Here is a 17,990-nt window from a genome sequence, read left to right as displayed (position 1 = left end):
CCTGACCAGGAAAAGCAACTATGAAAACCTGTTTCCGCCTTGCGCCTCTGGCGCTCGCCATCACCGTCGGCAGCGCCATGGCACAGTCCAATGACGAGGCCGTTGCCCAGATGCAACAGCAACTTAACGCCATGCAGCAACAGCTGAACTCGGTGAAAACTGACCGGGTACGCTTTAATGGTTTTTTCAGTACCGGTTATAGTCGCGCCAGCAACGACGCAGGTTTTAGCGGCGTCACGGACGAAACCAGCATTGCAGATCAGAGCCTCCTTGCCCTTCAGGGTACATTTGATGTCACCGAAAAGAGCCAGGCGGTGATGCAACTGGTGGGCCGCGGCTCCGAAGACTGGGACCCAGTCATCGAGTGGGCTTACCTGAGCCATCGCCCCACCAATGACCTTCAATTACGGGCGGGCAAGATGCGCCTGCCACTCTTTATGTACTCGGACTCCCTGGAAGTTGGTTACTCCCAAACCTGGGCACGGACTCCAGCAGCCGTTTATGACCCTGTGGCCATTCAAAGCTATGTGGGCGCTGATGCCACCCATACTCTGAACTTCGATGGCTCATCGTTGACCACCCAGGTGTTCACCGGTTTTACCGAAGAAGAAGGCAACATTTCCGAAGTTGAGTTGCGCAATACCGCGGGCTTGACCCTGAGCTGGACCGACTATCTCTGGACGGTCAGGGGTGTTGCGGCTACTGCCGAAACCTCTATCAACGCCACCCGTCTCGCGGCTATTGCGGAGGCCAATGGACTCCAGTTGGTCGATGGCCAAGCTGTGCTCGCCGATGAAGAAAGGGGCAATTTCTTTGGCATTGGCCTTGGCTATGACGACGGCACCTGGCAGGTCATCTCCGAAGTAACGCGAGTCGAAGTCGATGGGGCCTTTGCGGACACAGACTCAGCCTATCTCTCTGTCGCCCGTCGTTTCGGCGCGTTTACACCCTATGCGGTTATTGGCTGGGTTGAGAGCCAGGACAATGACGAGCGGAACGGTGCCTTCCTTGCGCAGTCTTCCTCTGGCGCGGTCGTACCGGCGGCACCAGAATCTGTTCTAAATACTCGTAGGGATGAATACAGTGCCGGGGTGCGTTGGGATATTACTCCCGGTGTGGCCATCAAAGCGGACATTACCCATGTACGTGGATTTGAAGGTTCAGCCGGAGGACTAAACCCTGCTTTTGTTCTCACCAATGACCACAACAGCACCAATATCTACACCCTCAAACTCGATTCAGCCTTCTAAGGAGCCTGCCATGAAGAAGCACAGTCTTATTCTGCTGGCGAGCCTGCTGGCAAGCCCGATGGCGTTGGCGGAAGTTGTGGTCATTGGTCACACGTCCGGCCCCGACAGCATCACCCAGAACCAGGTACGCGACATATACCTGAACCGCAGCCAGCAACTGCCGGATGGGCAGAAAGCCAGGCCCTTCGAACTGCCAGAAGGCAACAGCGCCCGTTCGGAGTTTCACGACAAGGTGACCGGCCGTAACGACGCCCAGTTAAAGGCCTTCTGGTCACAACAGGTGTTCACTGGTCGTGGTCAGCCTCCTGTCGAGCAAGGCAATGCCGCAGCCATGAAGGCTACAGTAGCGTCCACTCCTGGCAGCATTGGCTACCTTGATGCCGCCGACGTGGATGGCACTGTCAAAGTCATACTGACACCCTGAGTGCCGCACGCGCGGGGCGCCAGTCGATGACTGAGCTCCGCGCACCTGCCCCGCAATCGTTCCATGTGCAGAAGTGTTCATAAATTAGCGACATAAATTATGAATAGTTTTTCATCTTCGATATACTCCGCGCCGCGGGTCGTCAGGATGGGCATCTAACCCACCGGCTGGCCGTTTCCCCGCGACTTACAATTTGTGGAATCCCAGTGGATTCCGGATTGCAGCCAGGAAGGCGCCCGCATCATTGCGACCAGACATCAAAGGAGATGATGTACGATGTACTCCGTATACGGAACCACCACCCGTTTTGCCCTCACTTCCCTCACTCTGACCCTAGCCCTCTCGTTACCGGCCATGGCCGATGACAGCCAGCGCATTAACCAGCTGGAACAGCGGCTGGACTCCCTGCAGAAGCAGATGACCGAATCCAGCCTGGAAAAGGTTCGCCTGAACGGCTTCTTCAGTACCGGCTATACCCGCGCCAACAACGATGCAGGCTATGACGAAGCTACGGAGAAATCTGACCTGGAAACCCTGAGCCTGTTCGGGCTGCAAAGCACCTTTGCCCTTGGCCGCAATACCGAGGCGGTACTCCAGCTCGTTTCCCGTGGCGATGAAGACTGGGACACGGAGCTGGAGTGGGGCTATCTGCGCCACCAGTTCCTAAACGGCATCGAAACGCGCGCCGGCAAAATGCGCCTTCCCCTGTTCATGGAATCCGAAACCCTGGAAATCGGATATGGCCAGCCCTGGGCACGCCCACCCGAGGCCGTGTACGACCCGGTACCCGTCCGTAGCTATCTGGGCGCGGATGCCGCCTATACCTTCAACCTGTCCGGATCGTCGGTTCAGGCCCGGGCATTTGCCGGCCACCTTGATGACGATGCAGACTCACTCGGCCGAACTGTAAGCGTTGAGCTACGTAACATCACTGGCCTGACCGCAAACTGGACCAACTACCTTTGGACCTTTCGCGGTGTCTATGCACGGGCGGAAGCCACCATCGGCGGAACACCCCCGCTTGGCGACGATGAAAAATCGGAGTTCATGGGCCTGGGGATTTCCTATGACGATGGCAGCTGGCTGCTGATGTCTGAACTGACCCGGATAGAGGTGGACGGCTTCTATCAGGACACTGACTCTGCCTATATCACCCTCGGTTACCGTGTCAGGGAAGTCACGCCCTATGTGACGGCCTCATGGGTGGAAAGTCAGGACAACTACGAGCGCGAAGCGACCCCGCTTGAAGTGCTGGATGTGCGCCGCCAGGCCTACAGTCTGGGCTTCCGCTGGGACATGACCACCTCGGTTGCCCTGAAGGCGGACTGGACCCATGCCCGGGGTTTCGGCAGAACCACGGGTGGCCTTATTGGCAATCAGTTGGATGCTTTGGCCGGCAACCCCGGTGGCCGCTTCGATAGCACCGATGTCTACACGGTTCGCCTCGATGCAGCGTTCTGATAAGGGAGGTAACCCATGAAGACTCGACAGACCTCCCTGAAGGTGGCGCTGGCCGCGCTGTGCCTGTTCGTTGGTGGCGCCCGGGCGGAACTGGTCATTATTGGCCATCACGGTGGCCCGGACACCATCACGCCACAACAGGTCAAGGATATTTACCTGAACCGCAGCTCACGCCTGCCTGACGGCCAACGTGTAGTGGCGTTCCAGTTACCGGCCGGCAACAGCATGCGGGATGAATTCAATGAACGGATCACCGAACGCAACGATGCCTGGCTGAAGTCATTCTGGTCACGGCAGGTATTGACCGGGAAGGGGCATCCGCCGAGGGAGGTATCCTCGGCGAACAGCATGAAGAGCGTGGTGTCATCCACACTGGGCAGTATCGGTTATCTCGATTCTACCCTGGTGGATGATTCGGTGAAGGTATTGCTGACCCCGCAGCCTTAAAAGCCGCGGGGTACAGTCTGGGCTTCGACGAATTCGAACAGGCCTTCCAGGCCGCCTTCGCGGCCGATGCCGGAGGCTTTCATGCCACCGAAAGGCGCCTCCGGCGTCGGGCCAGTCCCGGTATTCCAGCCACAATGGCCAAAACGCAACCCGGCAGCCACTCGCTGGGCACGTTCTGCATCTGCAGTGAACACATAGGAGGCCAGACCGAACTCGGTGTCGTTACCGGCTTCGATCACCTCCTCTTCACTGCGGAAGGTGGCCATGGGGACCAGTGGGCCAAAGGTTTCCTCGCGTGAGCAGCACATATCCGGCGTAATACCGGAAATGACCGTTGGCGGGAAGAACAGGTGGCCGTCGCCCAGGTCCGCCGGTTTCTTGCCGGCGACCAGTTCGCCGCCCTTCTCGAGGGCATCCTCAACGTGACGCTTCACCTTGTCGAAGCCGGCCTTGTTGATCAGCGGGCCAAGGTCCACGTCTTCCGTCAGGCCGTCACCTACTGTCATGCGGTTTACCCGCTCCGCCAGCTTCTGTCCGAACTCATCCACCACCTTTTCGTGGACGAAGATCCGGTTGGCACAAACACAGGTCTGACCGCCACCGCGGAACTTGTTGGCAATCAGGTTATCGGCGGCCGCGTCCAGGTCGGCATCGTCGAAGACGATATATGGCGCGTTACCACCCAGCTCCAGAGCCAGCTTCTTGACCTGGTCCGCCGTGTCCAGGATCAGCTTGCGTCCCACTTCTGTGGAGCCGGTGAAGCTGAGCATGGGCACATCCGGACTTTCGCACAGCACCTTGCCGATCACACTGGCCTTGCCCATCACCAGATTCACTATGCCATCAGGCAGATCCACGTGCTTATCCATCAGGCTGAACAGGGCGATCATTGTCAGTGGTGTTTCACTGGCTGGCTTGATCACCGAGGGGCAACCCGCCGCCAGAGCTGCAGACAGTTTCTTCGCAATCATGCCGATAGGGAAGTTCCAGGGTGTGATCAGCCCGGCAACGCCTATGGGGCGATAGTGCACGGTCCAGGTACAATCCTTGGGTTTTTCCGTCAGCGTGTGGGCATCCAGCGCCTGAATATGTTTGGAGCAGTAATCAAAGAAGCCGGCGGCGTAATCCACCTCGCCCTGCGCTTCCTTCAGGGGTTTGCCATGCTCCATACACAGGATGCGGCCCACTTCCTCTTTGTTGGCCTTGAGGGCATCGCGGATATCTTCCAGCCATTTGCGCCGGGTTTCGATGCTGTACGGGTGAGTCAGGCGAAGTGCGGATTTGCCCGCACTAACGGCATCTTTAACCTCACTTTCCGACATCGACGCCACACTGGCAATCACCTTCCCCGTGGCCGGGTTATAGACATCGAAGGTATTGCCGTCGGGGGATTCAGTCCAGCGACCGCCGACATAGCCAGTCAGCTTGGGAAGCAGTGGTGACTCGATCATCTCGGCTCCTTTCAATAATGTATAAATTCGGGTTTGCGTCAGTGTGATATGTCTCTCATAGTGGATGCAGAAACCGCTACTGTAAAGTCAGACCAGGGTGTTTTGACCCACACCCGCGGACGCCTATACTCGAACAATATCATTAGCAGGAGGTCGGACCATGAAGGCGTTTTTTCATCCCTCACAGGATCAGCATCTACCGAAGACCTACTTTACTCGTGGCCAGATGCGCCAACCCCAGGAAGTCCCCGATCGTACCGGGCAAATGCTGGAGGGGCTGAAAGCCATGGGCGTTCCCGTTCTGCAGCCGGCTGATCAGGGCGCGGGGCCGATATCCAGGGTGCATGACCTGGGCTATCTGCGGTTCCTTGAGTCCGCCCACCGCCGCTGGTCACAAATGGGCGACTGGGGCGACGAGGTGATTTCCAACATCTTTGTACGCTCGCCAAACGCCCTCAAAGGCATTCTCGCTGAAGCCGCACGCTATCAGGCCGACGGCAGCTGCCCGATCGGCACGAATACCTGGGATGCTGCCTACTGGTCCGCCCAGACCGCCCTGGGTGCCGCCGATGCTCTGATCGCCGGCGAACGCACTTCCTATGCGGTCTGTCGCCCCCCCGGGCACCATGCCCGCAAGGATGCCGCCGGCGGCTTCTGCTACCTCAACAATGCGGCCATTGCCGCAGAACACATGAAGTCCCGCTTCCCCCGGATCGCCATACTGGATACCGACATGCACCATGGCCAGGGCATCCAGGAAATTTTTTACGACCGCAGCGATGTCCTCTATGTATCGATTCACGGCGACCCCACCAATTTCTACCCGGTCGTGAGTGGTTACGAGGATGAACGTGGTGAGGGCGAGGGGCTTGGGTACAACATCAACCTGCCAATGCCCCACGGTTCGTCCGAGGACGACTTCTTCGCGAAACTTGAGGAGGCGCTGGCCGCCATTCGCCTGTTCCAGCCGGACGCGCTGATACTCCCGCTCGGGTTCGACATTTACCACAATGACCCGCAGGCCAAAGTGTCGGTGTCATCAGAAGGGTTCTGCCGCCTGGCCACCCATATCCGCCACACCGGCCTGCCCACACTGATTGTGCAGGAAGGCGGCTATGACCTGGAAACCCTGAGCGAGAACGTTCAGCAGTTCTTCAAGGGACTGGAAGGGTAGTGTCCAGCAGGCAATCAGCTCCCGGGGGCGTACACCTTGATGTTGGAGTGGCCCTCGGCTTTCAGATTGCAGGCATGCATCCGGCTCATGGTGCCACGGTCGCAGTACAACAGGTACTGCCTGTCGGCCGGAAGCGAGCGGATGCGCTCGCTCAGTTCGTAAAAGGGAATCTCCACCACCCGGTTACTGGTCAGATGCAGCGGTGACTGCTCGCCTTCCGATGGATGGCGCACATCAATAATCACATCGCTCACCTCCGGCGTATGCACCAGTTCCACCTCTTCCGGGGTGGTCGTGGTTTCCATCAGGCGGTTGACCGGTGTGTCCTGGCGGCTTGCGATGGCATGTGCCAGCACCTGTGCATCCATATTCGCTTCATCTTCTTCAACACGATGAAGCTTCGCCCGGGTTGCCGGCTTGCGGGAAATAACGCCACAGTATTCCGGCATGGTGCGGGCGAAGGGCTCGGTGCCGATCTCCCGCGCAATATTGATGATGGCTTCCTTGTCCATGGAAATCAGCGGGCGCAGCACCACCTCGCTGCTGGCCCGATCCACCACATTGAGATTTGACAGGGTCTGGCTCGATACCTGCGCCACGGCATCACCAGTCACCAGGCCGGACGCGTTATTGATGGCGGCAATCTCCGAGGCTGCCTTCAGCATCTGGCGCTTGAGCACCACACCCCAGTGACGCTGGTTGACCGACCGCATGATTTCTTCCACCACGCCCTCGAATGGTACCGAAATGAACTTGGCACCGTGAGAGGCACCGTAGCGGTCCCAAATGTAATGGACCACCTGGCGGACACCCACCTCATGGGCCGGGCCACCCAGTCTGAAAAACAGGAAATGGGATCTCAGCCCCCGGCGCATCATCAGGTAGGCCGCTACGGAGGAATCATAGCCGCCGGAGATCAGTGTCATCACGGTTTCTACGGCTCCAAGCGGATAGCCACCGGCCCCGCGATGTTTCCGGTGCGCAATGTGATACTCCTGATCCTGGATTTCAATGCGCACCTCGACTTCAGGCTTGCCCAGGTCAACACCCTTTGGAGCCGATGCTTCAAATAGCGCGGAGCCTACCAGGCGTTCCAGGTCGATGGAGCGAAACGGATGGTCTCCGTGGCGGCGCACCCGCACCGCAAAGGTCTTGCCCCGGATACGGTCGGCAAAGGCAGCCACCGCCTTTTCCGCCACATCTTCCATGCTCACCCACGGAAAGACGCCGATTTCCTGGATGGTGGAAATACCCGGGATACGCCGGAGTTCATCGATAACCGGGCCCGCCAGGCCGCGACCATCGGGAATCGCCACGTCCACCCGGTCCCAGGAACCCTCAACATGGATGTCACTATCGTGGCGTGTGAGCAACTTGCGGATATTCTGGCGCAGATGCCGCATCTGTTGTCTGCGAACGGGTTTGCTCTTGATCGCAACTTCAGCGGCAGGACGGATAAGAAGTTTCATAAATCGGACGTCTGTCGGGTAGCGTATTCACGTGAAAGTGCTTAGTGTAACGGTTTCATTGCATGCCTCAAAATCAGGCATTCCCGAAGCCGGTTATAATCAGATAAAAAGGCATCAACATGATTTCAGGGTGCCAGCGAAATATTCAGGAGTTTCACCGTTCATGAACGAGTCCACCATCAATGCCCTGGTGTCCCCCGAGGGCAGCCTGGAAATCCTGTCCACTTTTGAAGTCAACCGCCTCAAAGACAAGAGTGAGGGCGGTCTCTACCGTCTTTTCCGGCAGTGCGCGCTGGCCGTGCTCAACACCGGCGTAGAAACCGATGACTGTAAAACACTGATGGAAGCCCACGCGGATTTCGACGTTCGGCTGGTTCCTCAACCGCGGGGGCTGAAGCTGGAACTGGTCAATGCGCCCGCCCACGCATTTGTGGATGGACAGATGCTGCGCGCTATCCGTGAGCATCTGTTCTCGGTATTACGGGATATCATTTATTCCTATTCCATCCCTCAGTCAGCCTCAGGACTGCGCCGGGACGATCCGGAAGGCATTACCAACCTGATTTTTCACATCTTGCGCAATGCCAGGGTACTGCAGGCCGGCCGGCACCCCGACCTGGTGGTGTGCTGGGGCGGGCACTCGATTAATGAACGGGAATACCAGTACAGCAAGGAGGTAGGCCATCAACTGGGCCTTCGGGGGCTGAGCATCTGTACCGGTTGCGGCCCTGGCGCCATGAAAGGCCCAATGAAAGGCGCCACCATTGGCCACGCCAAGCAGCGGGTCAAGAACGGCCGTTACATCGGGCTTACGGAACCGGGCATCATCGGCGCCGAGGCACCGAACCCCATCGTTAACGAACTGGTCATCATGCCGGACATCGAGAAGCGCCTTGAGGCCTTTGTTCGCACCGGCCATGGCGTAATAGTGTTCCCTGGTGGCGTGGGCACCGCCGAAGAAATCCTCTACCTGCTGGGCATCCTGCTTCATCCGGACAACGCCGACCTGCCCTTCCCGGTGGTCTTCACCGGTCAGCCGGAAAACGCCGAATACTTCGAGATGATTGACCAGTTCATCCGCAACTCTCTGGGCGACGAGGCCGCCAGCAAGTACGAGATCATTATTGATGATCCGGACAAAGTGGCCCGAACCATGAAACAGGGCATGAAGGATGTGGAAACCTTCCGCCGGGCAATGCAGGACGCCTACTACTTCAACTGGATGCTGAAGATCGACCCGGTGTTCCAGCTGCCATTCGAGCCCACCCATGAGAGCATGCGGGCGCTGGAGCTGCATCGTGACCAGCCGGCTCACCTCATTGCCGCCAATCTTCGCAAGGCATTCAGCGGCATCGTCGCCGGTAACGTCAAGGAAAGCGGTATACGCCAGGTCCAGGAACACGGCCCTTTCGAAATTGCCGGCGACCCGGCACTATTGACGCCTTTGGGAGCCATGCTCAAGGAGTTTGTGGCTCAGAACCGGATGAAACTGCCGGGTTCGAGTGCCTACGAACCCAGCTACCGGATTGTCAGTGGAGCGGCGCAGGCAACTCCCTGACAATAGCGGGTAAGACGGCGAGGAGAATTAATTCCCGCCGTCTGCCGGCAGGCTTGAATAGTAGGCTGCCAGGTTGGCGATATCCTCATCACTGAGGCCCATTGCCTGGCCCTGCATTACTGCAGCCTGACCACCACTGCGCTGCTTGTTCTTGTAGGCCTTGAGCGCGGCCACGAGGTACTGCTCGTTCTGGCCCGCCAGGTTGGGGTAACCGGGAATGGATGCGATGCCATTCTTGCCATGACAGGCGGCACAGACAGCCGCTTTGGCTTTGCCTGCCTCAGCATCGGCAGCGGTGGCTGCAGCAGGCAACGCTGCACCCATAGTAAACAGAACGGCAATGGTGTGGTATTTCAGTTTCATTGGTTTTACCCTCTCATCGTTTCGGGATCCGACAGATATCTGAAGGATGAAATCTGGACAAACTTATAGCACACACAAAATAAACCTCAAATGCGATAAATCAATGCGCCAGCTATAGGCAAGTAACATCAGATACGTAACATCGAGCCAATCACGCCAACGTATTTTCAGCGGAGAAGTGGACATGCCCATTCAGGTTCAGGAAATTGAATGCCGGGAAGGCTCCATTGGCCAGATCATTCTGGACGCTCCCGGCAGCCTGAATGCACTCTCGGGCTCAATGATTCAGGACATTCAGACTACGCTGGACCAGTGGGCCAGCGCCAGCCATATCTGCATGGTTATCTTCCGGGGAGCCGGAGACCGTGCATTTTGCGCCGGCGGCGACATACGCGAACTCTACGGCGAGCTCTCCGACCCTGAAAACAGTGAGGTTGCGGCAGGCTACTTTGCCCGTGAATACCGTATGGATTACACCATCCACCGCTTCCCCAAACCGGTCATCACCATTGCCCACGGCGCCGTGATGGGCGGCGGCATGGGCATTCTTTCCGGCTCCCGCTATCGGGTCATTACCCCGAATGTCAAAATGGCCATGCCGGAAATCTCCATCGGCCTGTTTCCCGACGTAGCTGCCAGCTGGTTCCTCAATCGCTTGCCCGGCCGGCTGGGCCTGTTTATGGGCCTGACCGGTGCCAGGCTGAATACCACGGATGCTCTGCGTGTGGGGCTCGCTGATATGGCCATTCTCCCCGAGCAGGTCGATTCGCTGATGACCCGCCTGACGAATGAACGCTGGACCGGGGACTCCGCCGCTGATGACAACCGCCTTTTCCGTCTCATCAAGCAGTTGGAGCACCCGGACTACCGGGCCTTGCCAGCCAGCGAGCTGGCCCTTCATGAGCAGAGCATCGCAAGGCTCAGTGCCGGAGAAGAGCTACCGGCTATCGTTGACAACCTGCTGTCCGCAGATATCGACAGTGACTGGTGGAGGACCTGTATGGCCAGCCTGCGTGGCGGCTGCCCGGTTACAGCCTGGCTGGTGTGGACCCAGCTCAAAAAGGCACAGCAGATGTCCCTGAAGGACATCTTCAGGATGGAGCTCACCATGGCAACCGGTTGCACCCGGCGGCCGGATTTACGGGAAGGCATCAGGGCCAGGCTGATTGAAAAGGACAATACGCCCCAATGGTCATTCAGGACGGTGGCGGAGGTGCCTGAGAGTGTTATCGAGGAACACTTCCTGCCAGAACTGGATGACAGCAATGACCCCATGAACCTCGACTGAAAAACGCCCCTCAGATTTCAGCACCGGCCTGGATCAGCAGCATTTCCAGGTCCCGGTTGTTGCTGACGCGTGCCAGATCCAGGGCCGTCTGTCCGTTCGAACCCCGGTAATTCACATCCGCGCCCGCGGCAAGCAGCATCTCCGCCGTCAGCAGATCCCCGCCTTCCACAATATGCATCAGTAAGGAACGGCCGCCCTGGCTGACGTTCACGTTGGCTCCGGCCGCCAGCAGCACCTTGACCACTGACAGATGGCCGTTACGCGCTGCCAGGATCACTGGTGTTGTACCTACGCTGTCTTTGGCATTCACCCTGGCGCCGGCCGATAACAACAGCCGTACCAGGCGACGATGCCCCTGTTCAGACGCAATCATAAGCGGTGTCACGCCAGCTGCCGATGCGCGGTCCGGGTCAGCTCCTTCACTGAGCAGAAACAGGGCGATGCGATCCTCGCCCGCTTTCACCGCAGCCGCCAGAGGCGTGCCTTGCTCTGTCAGCGTGTTCAGTGATGCGCCGGATGATGCCAGGGACTTTACTTTATCAAGATCACCGCTGCTGACAGCGGCCATTAGCGGTGTATTGGCCACCGATGACTGGCGTTGCTCGAGATTGGAAGGTTCGTCCCTGGTGGCACAGGCCGCAACAAGCAGACTGGTGAGCAGCAAAAGCAGGAGTTTCGGAAGGATTAAGCCGGTTCCCTGGGCCATGATGATTCGGTCTCTGTTGATTCATTTTTGCCGCTATTCTGGTCAGTAAACGGAACGAATTAAATCGAGCTGTTCACAAGTCAGGCCGTTTTATCAAACCCATGACTGATCAGGTCACCTGCGAGCATTCTCAGGCTTGCTTTGCCATCCTTCCTACCCTTGCAAAAACCCGCTTCCCTGAGCACTTCCCAGGAGTAATTCTGCAGTACGGCTTTCACCCACAACGGGGCACCGGCATTACCCAGAAGCCGGTTCGCTACATCAGCCTGCAGCGTCAGTCGTTTCAATGCCGGCTGGGTCAGCTGAAATCCCCGGTGCCCATACGCGAAGGCCTCCAGCTCGATGAGTTCCTGATCCGTCAGTGGCGGTGCTGCCGGCAAGTCTGCGGAGATCGCCAATACCAGGTGCGGGGAAAGGTTGACCCAGACCGGCGGCAGCATAACCGGCCATTGTTCGGAAAATCTGGCGGACAGTCGCTGCTGTGTATCAATGCCCTTGTCCGTCAGCCCCTTCAGCATCTGAACCGCGTATTCGCCAGAGCTGGCCTCTCGACTGATACCCAGCCTCACGGTGACAAAGCCAGACGAGTGCCAGAAAGGCAACAGATCCTCCGCAGCGCCATAACTGGTGCCAATGGCGTCAAGCGTCAGGGCTCCGGCCCTCTCGGTGGCGCTATTCAGCAACTGCCTGCCGATTCCCTGCCTGCGATACAGGTCATGCACGGCCACTCGCACCACCCTCAGCATACGCAGGGCGGCCGCTTCCACATCACCGCCATGATTGGCCAGAGACTGGGGCAACAGGTGGCCTTTCAGTCGCCGTTCGCCCCGCAACACCTTCTGGGCAAGGGCTGGCTCCAGATCCCCTTCGATCGTTGCCCAGAGTACGCCGATAATATCTGTCCCGTGTCTTGCCACGATGGTCACGGCACCAGCATCATCCATCCATTGGCGCAGATCGCCGGGGCTGGTTCGATAATGGGCATCTACCAACAAGCCAAAGGCCTGGGAAAGTTCTGCCTCACTGGCATCCTCCGGGTGCCATTCGCTAAACGAAATCTCACCAGTCTGCTCTTCCCCCTGCGCCTCTGCATCGAGGAGGAACAGACGGTTAACCAGTGGTTCCAGGGGATCCTGCGGTGACCAGCGCACCGGCTGCTCCAGAGTCAGCGATTGCCAGTGGGGAGTTTCTTTGTCCAGGACCATCCGGAACCGCAGCTTGAATCCCCTCCCTGACCCTTCATAGCCGTGCACGGTAGAGGCAAATACAACTCGCGGCCAGCCAAGCAGAATCTGCTTCAGCAGGGGGGCCGGTATGGCGGCTGCTTCGTCCACCACCACCAGCTCCGCCTCCGGACGGGTAGCCAAGAGATCGTCCACCGGAAACCACTCAAGACTGCCACCGGGCTCAGGATGAATAGCCGTCTGCCCATGATATTCAACACCAGCCTCTTCCGCCGCATGGCGAAACAGGCTGGTGACATTGTCTTTACGAGGTGATACCACGGCTATACGGTTGCGACCGCCGTGCAGCATACGGACCGCGCCAAAACCCAGTGCAGCTGACTTGCCACGACCACGGTCTGCAATGATAACCAGTGGGCGCCTGCGCCGGCCCTCTCCGGTACGGACAATGGCGTCAATGGCCCGCGCCTGATCCGGGGTACCGGCCACCCTGAATGGCGTTGGAGCTGCCTGGACAGTGGGCAATACTGGCCACGGCCCGGCGTCATCCCATGACAACCGTATAACTGCGCTATCGTTCGCCACGATACGGGCCATCCTTGCCATAAATGGATGGCGACCGGCCTCTGGAAGTCCCATCCGGGCGTAGTCAGGATCCGCAAACGCACCCCAATGTTCCAGCTTCGGCATCAGCCAGAAAAACAGCCCACCGGCAGAAAGCGTGCCCGCCAACGCCGCAAAACTGTCCGGCGGATTGCCCCGCCAGCCATCCCAGACCACACAGGCCAGGTCCTGCCCCAGCCAGTGCCGGCCATCGACCGGTTTAATCGAGGTAAGTGAGGATTCCGGCTGATCATCAACCGGTCCTGTCCAGACACCCGGCGATATCGACAATGCTGGAAGGAGTGAGCCCAGCCACCTCAGGGAGGCATAACGATCACCCTCCAGAACCACCAGCCGCCGCTGGCCGGCCGCACGAAGGTCGGCTTGCAGCTTTTGCCAGTGGAGCAGTTCAGGCGTGTTCATGCAGTCTCTCTGCGCTAACCATTCAGCTCAGGTCCACGGAATGGCGCTTGAGGTCTTCCAATGTCGAATACTTCAGCGCGGACCGATGGGTGGCCCTCAGCTTCACACGTGGCGCACAGTCAGCCTCAAATGCCTCCTGCCACCTTGACGCACACAGACACCAGGAGTCCCCTGCTTTCAAACCGGGAAAACCAAATTCAGGCCGTGGCGTGCTGAGGTCATTACCCCTGGCGCTGGAATACTCAAGAAAGTCATCCGTAACAACCGCACACACCACGTGTGCACCCAGGTCGTCCGGCCCGGTGTTGCAACACCCATCCCGATAGAAGCCGGTCTCGGGGTCCATGCCACACACTTCAAGGCTCTCGCCCAATACATTCACCGGTTCAGCGGTCGACGCCATGATATCAATCTCCTTAGTCAAAGTGAGGGATTATGCGGCACCCATATCAGCACTACCAGCCGCCGGGTACAATACCGCCCATGCCGACCCCACACCAAACACAGACCATGACCGAGCTTCCGGACCACCTCACCGATGAGCAACGGGCAATCATCACCGCCGGGTTCGAACATGTGGTGATAACGGCCGTGGCGGGCAGTGGCAAGACCACGACACTGGCCTGGCGCATTCGCTACCTGCTAGAACAGGGGCACGATCCAAACCGCATGCTGGTGCTGATGTTCAACCGCAGCGCGAGGGTCGATTTCGAGCGCAAACTACAGGATGTCAACCGCGACACCGGCCTGACACTCCCCGAAATTCGCACCTACCACGCCATGGGCCTGCGGCTTTACAAACGCTTTGTACGGGAAGGATTCCTGCCCGGGTTTTCCGACAGGATACTTACCGACCAGGAAATCAGCTACCAGGCATGGCAGCTTACCCGCCGTCTGGCGCCTGAAGACCTGGCGGATGAGATCCGCCGCAACAAGAAAGACTTCGTGGAAACCGCCGTCAACTTTATCGACCTGGTGAAGACCACCCTGACCCCGGCGGACATCGTATTTGAAGAGCTCGGCTATTCAGACAAGCACCGCTACCTGATCGACCTGTTCCACAGCTTCGAACAGTGGCGCAAATCCCAGAGCCGGATCAGCTACGCCGACATGCTCTATGAGCCGGTGATGGCCATCCACCAGAACCCGCCGCTGCAGCGGTTGGTGGGCAACAAGATGGATCTGGTCCTGGTGGACGAGTACCAGGACACCAACGAAATCCAGCACCTGCTGCTGAGATACGTGGCGGGGGACAGGGCGCGGGTCACCGTGGTGGGTGATCCCGACCAGACCATCTACGAGTTCCGTGGTGCCAAGCCGGACTTTATTCTCAGGCGTTTCAGCGAGGAGTTCGAGAGCCCGCTGGAACAGACTCTGAGCTACACCTTCCGCTACGGCCACCATGTAGCCCTACTGGCCAACCACCTGATCTGCCACAACACCGGCCGCAAGGATGTTCTTTGCCACTCCCACCCCTCGACGCCGGCAACCGGGGTAACGCTGCACCAGCAGGAAAACGACAGCGACGTTGTTCTGAAGCTCCTTCAACCCCTGGACCACACGGCCCTCGGCAACACCGCCATCCTGTTCCGGGTCTGGAGCCAGAGCGTGCCTATTGAACTCAAACTGCTGGCGCGGCAGGTGCCCTATCGCATTGACGCCGGCAAGGGCGCGCTGTTCAGCCGTGAGGTTCAGGCGATAACCGGCCTGTTGATGGTCGTCTCCGGCCGTATACGCAATTTGCCGGATGACGACCGGCTTGATATTGCACGGCAACTGCTGCGGTTCCCCCATGTGGGCCTTAAAGAACCAGAACTGGAGCAACTGGCGCGGTTCCTGGCAGGATTTGGTGAAGGTTGGCACGAGCGGCTACTGGCCATGGATTTCGACGCCCTCGCGCCAATGGCCGCCAGAAAACTTCGCAAACTGGGCGAGACGCTGGGCCAGCTGGGCAGATTCAGGGGCCCCGTGGCGGACCTGATCACCCTCTATGCGGAAGAAACCGAGCTCTACGAGGGTATCCGCAGTCTTGCCCTCACCCATGAAACCGCCGACGAGCGCATCGAAACCGTTCGCGGCTTCCGGCTCTACCTGGCAGGGCTGGATGTCAGCACTGAGGAGGCGATCGAGCATCTTAAGGTGCTGAAACAGCAAGCGGGGGAAGCCCGTCGCGGCGGCGCTCTGCTATCGACCATCCACCGTACCAAGGGGCTGGAATGGTCTACCGTGATCCTCCCCGGGCTGCAGGAAAAATACCTGCCCTACAGCCCCCGTGCCCAGGACGATCCCAAAGCCTTTCTGGAGAGCGAACGCCGGCTGCTCTACGTGGCCATGACACGCACCCGGGAACAGCTTCACCTGATCACCCGCCCCTTTGGCGAAAACCGACACCTGGACGGCGACCAGGGCCCCAGCCGGTTTATAGACGAGCTCTGCTTCCCTCTATCAAAGGAATTCGGGCAGTGGCTGGATGAACGCAGCGATGATGAAGAGACGGCCGTGACAACAGCCGCACCGGTAACCGCGACCGGCACCCGCTACGCATCGAGAATAGGCATTACGCTGAATGGTAGCGGTGAAAGCGGTGAAGGCCAGACAGCGCCACTGTGGTCAAAAATACGTCTCAGCCACGCCATTTTCGGCGCCGGTTCCGTGGTTGGTGAGGACGACAGTTCCTTCGAAGTCAGGTTCGATAACGGCGACACCCTGAATTTCAGCAAGAAAAGCGCTCACCTGTATTTCACCACCCTGTCCAAAGAGGCCTGAGTACAATTGCCGATATGTCATTTGCATTCATTCGTTGTTTTTTGAATCCTCTCGCGTAGATTCCACGTAAGTACGCTGTAACATTGCTCTACGCACCCGATAAACGCCAGTTTTATCAATAACGATAATCGAACAGGAGGTTCTGCATGAACATCATGCGTCCATTGACCCTTGCGGCCCTTACCGCATCCCTTGCCACTCCCGCCCTCGCAGACCGCGAAGAAACGATCTACCTGAACCCCTTCGTCGGATTTCAACTGTTTGACGACAAACGCGATCTCAGTGAAACCGCTACTTTCGGCATAGGTGCGGAATACCGCTTCCACCCGAACTGGGCCGTTGAGGCGGTTTACTCCAACGCTGACGCTGATCGCAAGTACGTGGACGGCAACAGCGACTTTAACGAGTACCGGCTGGACGGTATCTATTACTTCGCCGGACAGGAAGAGGCATGGAATCCCTATGTGTCAGCCGGCGCCGGTCACGCAGACTTCGGCGATGACGTGCTGGTTGACCAGACCGCCGGGTCCGACCACCAGGAAACCCGGGTCAATGTAGGTGCCGGCTTCCGCTACAACGTCAGCGATAATGTGTCGATCCGCGCCGAACTGCGTGAATTTCACGGCATCGACGAGAGCACTTTTGACACCCAGGCAACCCTCGGCCTGAGCTTTGCCTTTAACCGCACCGTGTCTGAATCCAGCCCCGAGCCTGCTGACGGGGACAACGACGGTGTGCCTGACAACCGCGACCAGTGCCCGGGCACTCCGGCTGGCGCCAGTGTCGACAGCAACGGTTGCGAGCGCGATGACGACGGCGACGGTGTCGCCAACAGCAAGGACCAATGCCCCAACACCCCGGCAGGAGCCAGCGTCAACAATCGTGGCTGCGAGCTCGACAGCGATAACGATGGCGTTGTCGACAGCCAGGACCAGTGCCCTGATACCGCAGCAGGCGCTGAGGTAGATGATACGGGTTGCGAAGGCGTTACCGAGACGGTTGAAACCATTGAGCTGAACGTGCAGTTCCCCACCAACAGCTCTGTCATCGGCGATGCCTATGACAACGAAATTCGCCGTGTTGCAGAGTTCATGCGTGAATACCCGGAAACGACCGTGGAAATCGCCGGTCACAGCGACAGCAGGGGCGAGGCTGAGTACAACCGCTTCCTGTCCCAGCGCCGCGCTGAGGCCGTTGCCACCCGCCTGACCGATGCCCTGGGCATCAGCGACGAGCGTGTGGACGCGGTTGGTTACGGTGAAGCCGAGCCGGTTGCCAGCAACGACACCGCAGCAGGCCGCGCCGAGAACCGTCGGGTTGAAGCCCGCATCCAGGTTCGCCGTTAAGCGTCGAGGTTGAGTTTTCAGAATCAACCAGATAAGAAGGCGCCTTCGGGCGCCTTTTTTGTGTCCGGCCTGTAACC

At 58.7% G+C, this 17,990-nt stretch carries 15 protein-coding genes; 9 read left to right on the top strand and 6 right to left on the bottom strand.

The features are described 5' to 3' along the window. Positions 1-20 precede the first annotated feature (20 nt). From ABJM11_RS01240 to ABJM11_RS01225, 4 genes are all read left to right on the top strand, one after another. Positions 21-1,250: a hypothetical protein gene (locus tag ABJM11_RS01240; protein ID WP_348294397.1), complete on the top strand. Its 1,230-nt coding sequence runs from the start codon at positions 21-23 to the stop codon at positions 1,248-1,250. A gap of 10 nt (positions 1,251-1,260) precedes the next feature. After that, positions 1,261-1,674, top strand: a complete 414-nt coding sequence (locus tag ABJM11_RS01235; protein WP_348294395.1) for a phosphate ABC transporter substrate-binding protein — start codon at positions 1,261-1,263, stop codon at positions 1,672-1,674. 276 nt (positions 1,675-1,950) lie between these two features. Continuing rightward, on the top strand, positions 1,951-3,135 hold the full coding sequence (locus tag ABJM11_RS01230) for a hypothetical protein (RefSeq protein WP_348294393.1): 1,185 nt from the start codon (positions 1,951-1,953) through the stop codon (positions 3,133-3,135). A gap of 15 nt (positions 3,136-3,150) precedes the next feature. Then, a complete protein-coding gene (locus tag ABJM11_RS01225) occupies positions 3,151-3,582 on the top strand; it encodes a phosphate ABC transporter substrate-binding protein (protein WP_348294392.1) in 432 nt (143 codons plus the stop codon). Here the strand turns inward: ABJM11_RS01225 and ABJM11_RS01220 are convergent. After that, positions 3,579-5,033, bottom strand: coding sequence for an NAD-dependent succinate-semialdehyde dehydrogenase (locus ABJM11_RS01220; RefSeq protein WP_348294390.1), 1,455 nt, complete (start codon positions 5,031-5,033; stop codon positions 3,579-3,581). The genes ABJM11_RS01225 and ABJM11_RS01220 overlap by 4 nt on opposite strands. A 160-nt stretch (positions 5,034-5,193) precedes the next feature. Between ABJM11_RS01220 and ABJM11_RS01215 the strand changes: the two genes are divergently transcribed. Then, entirely contained in the window at positions 5,194-6,207 is a 1,014-nt protein-coding gene (locus ABJM11_RS01215) for a histone deacetylase family protein (RefSeq protein WP_348294388.1), read from the top strand. 14 nt (positions 6,208-6,221) lie between these two features. Here the strand turns inward: ABJM11_RS01215 and thiI are convergent, their stop codons facing one another. Further along, positions 6,222-7,676, bottom strand: a complete 1,455-nt coding sequence (gene thiI / locus ABJM11_RS01210) for a tRNA uracil 4-sulfurtransferase ThiI (protein WP_348294386.1) — start codon at positions 7,674-7,676, stop codon at positions 6,222-6,224. Positions 7,677-7,839: 163 nt separating this feature from the next. On the opposite strand from thiI, the gene ppnN reads away from it, so the two are divergent. Further along, positions 7,840-9,234 carry a nucleotide 5'-monophosphate nucleosidase PpnN gene (ppnN, locus tag ABJM11_RS01205; RefSeq protein WP_348294384.1) on the top strand — a complete coding sequence of 465 codons (1,395 nt, stop codon included), beginning with the start codon at positions 7,840-7,842 and terminating at the stop codon, positions 9,232-9,234. Between the two features lie 27 nt (positions 9,235-9,261). On the opposite strand, the gene ABJM11_RS01200 is transcribed toward ppnN, so the two are convergent. Continuing rightward, positions 9,262-9,597, bottom strand: a complete 336-nt coding sequence (locus ABJM11_RS01200) for a cytochrome c (RefSeq protein ID WP_348294382.1) — start codon at positions 9,595-9,597, stop codon at positions 9,262-9,264. Between the two features lie 184 nt (positions 9,598-9,781). Between ABJM11_RS01200 and ABJM11_RS01195 the strand changes: the two genes are divergently transcribed. Beyond that, the gene (locus tag ABJM11_RS01195; protein WP_348294381.1) at positions 9,782-10,885 is read left to right on the top strand and encodes an enoyl-CoA hydratase/isomerase family protein; all 1,104 of its coding nucleotides are present in this window, start codon (positions 9,782-9,784) and stop codon (positions 10,883-10,885) included. Positions 10,886-10,895: 10 nt separating this feature from the next. Here the strand turns inward: ABJM11_RS01195 and ABJM11_RS01190 are convergent, their stop codons facing one another. The 3 genes from ABJM11_RS01190 to ABJM11_RS01180 form a co-directional block, all read right to left on the bottom strand. Continuing rightward, on the bottom strand, positions 10,896-11,591 hold the full coding sequence (locus ABJM11_RS01190; RefSeq protein ID WP_348294380.1) for an ankyrin repeat domain-containing protein: 696 nt from the start codon (positions 11,589-11,591) through the stop codon (positions 10,896-10,898). Between the two features lie 80 nt (positions 11,592-11,671). Then, positions 11,672-13,801, bottom strand: a complete 2,130-nt coding sequence (locus tag ABJM11_RS01185; RefSeq protein WP_348294379.1) for a GNAT family N-acetyltransferase — start codon at positions 13,799-13,801, stop codon at positions 11,672-11,674. A 22-nt stretch (positions 13,802-13,823) separates the two neighbouring features. After that, a complete protein-coding gene (locus ABJM11_RS01180; RefSeq protein WP_348294378.1) occupies positions 13,824-14,204 on the bottom strand; it encodes a DUF2237 domain-containing protein in 381 nt (126 codons plus the stop codon). Positions 14,205-14,236: 32 nt separating this feature from the next. Between ABJM11_RS01180 and ABJM11_RS01175 the strand changes: the two genes are divergently transcribed. Together ABJM11_RS01175 and ABJM11_RS01170 are read left to right on the top strand one after the other, a co-directional pair. Next, positions 14,237-16,567, top strand: a complete 2,331-nt coding sequence (locus ABJM11_RS01175) for an ATP-dependent helicase (protein WP_348294376.1) — start codon at positions 14,237-14,239, stop codon at positions 16,565-16,567. A 146-nt stretch (positions 16,568-16,713) separates the two neighbouring features. Next, positions 16,714-17,913 (top strand): OmpA family protein, encoded by a 1,200-nt coding sequence (locus ABJM11_RS01170; RefSeq protein ID WP_348294373.1) that lies wholly within the window; start codon positions 16,714-16,716, stop codon positions 17,911-17,913. The last annotated feature ends 77 nt before the right edge of the window (positions 17,914-17,990 follow it).

Origin of the sequence: Marinobacter sp. (assembly GCF_039977835.1) — a bacterium.
Lineage (GTDB): Bacteria > Pseudomonadota > Gammaproteobacteria > Pseudomonadales > Oleiphilaceae > Marinobacter.
Note: the sequence above shows the minus strand (reverse complement) of the source record. Positions and strands in the feature narration are given on the sequence as shown.

Excerpts from the sequence above, each read along its gene's own strand:
- ABJM11_RS01240 (WP_348294397.1), top strand. The coding sequence starts at position 21 with ATGAAAACCTGTTTCCGCCTTGCGCCTCTGGCGCTCGCCATCACCGTC.
- ABJM11_RS01235 (WP_348294395.1), top strand. The coding sequence starts at position 1,261 with ATGAAGAAGCACAGTCTTATTCTGCTGGCGAGCCTGCTGGCAAGCCCG.
- ABJM11_RS01230 (WP_348294393.1), top strand. The coding sequence starts at position 1,951 with ATGTACTCCGTATACGGAACCACCACCCGTTTTGCCCTCACTTCCCTC.
- ABJM11_RS01225 (WP_348294392.1), top strand. The coding sequence starts at position 3,151 with ATGAAGACTCGACAGACCTCCCTGAAGGTGGCGCTGGCCGCGCTGTGC.
- ABJM11_RS01220 (WP_348294390.1), bottom strand. The coding sequence starts at position 5,033 with ATGATCGAGTCACCACTGCTTCCCAAGCTGACTGGCTATGTCGGCGGT.
- ABJM11_RS01215 (WP_348294388.1), top strand. The coding sequence starts at position 5,194 with ATGAAGGCGTTTTTTCATCCCTCACAGGATCAGCATCTACCGAAGACC.
- thiI (WP_348294386.1), bottom strand. The coding sequence starts at position 7,676 with ATGAAACTTCTTATCCGTCCTGCCGCTGAAGTTGCGATCAAGAGCAAA.
- ppnN (WP_348294384.1), top strand. The coding sequence starts at position 7,840 with ATGAACGAGTCCACCATCAATGCCCTGGTGTCCCCCGAGGGCAGCCTG.
- ABJM11_RS01200 (WP_348294382.1), bottom strand. The coding sequence starts at position 9,597 with ATGAAACTGAAATACCACACCATTGCCGTTCTGTTTACTATGGGTGCA.
- ABJM11_RS01195 (WP_348294381.1), top strand. The coding sequence starts at position 9,782 with ATGCCCATTCAGGTTCAGGAAATTGAATGCCGGGAAGGCTCCATTGGC.
- ABJM11_RS01190 (WP_348294380.1), bottom strand. The coding sequence starts at position 11,591 with ATGGCCCAGGGAACCGGCTTAATCCTTCCGAAACTCCTGCTTTTGCTG.
- ABJM11_RS01185 (WP_348294379.1), bottom strand. The coding sequence starts at position 13,801 with ATGAACACGCCTGAACTGCTCCACTGGCAAAAGCTGCAAGCCGACCTT.
- ABJM11_RS01180 (WP_348294378.1), bottom strand. The coding sequence starts at position 14,204 with ATGGCGTCGACCGCTGAACCGGTGAATGTATTGGGCGAGAGCCTTGAA.
- ABJM11_RS01175 (WP_348294376.1), top strand. The coding sequence starts at position 14,237 with ATGCGGCACCCATATCAGCACTACCAGCCGCCGGGTACAATACCGCCC.
- ABJM11_RS01170 (WP_348294373.1), top strand. The coding sequence starts at position 16,714 with ATGAACATCATGCGTCCATTGACCCTTGCGGCCCTTACCGCATCCCTT.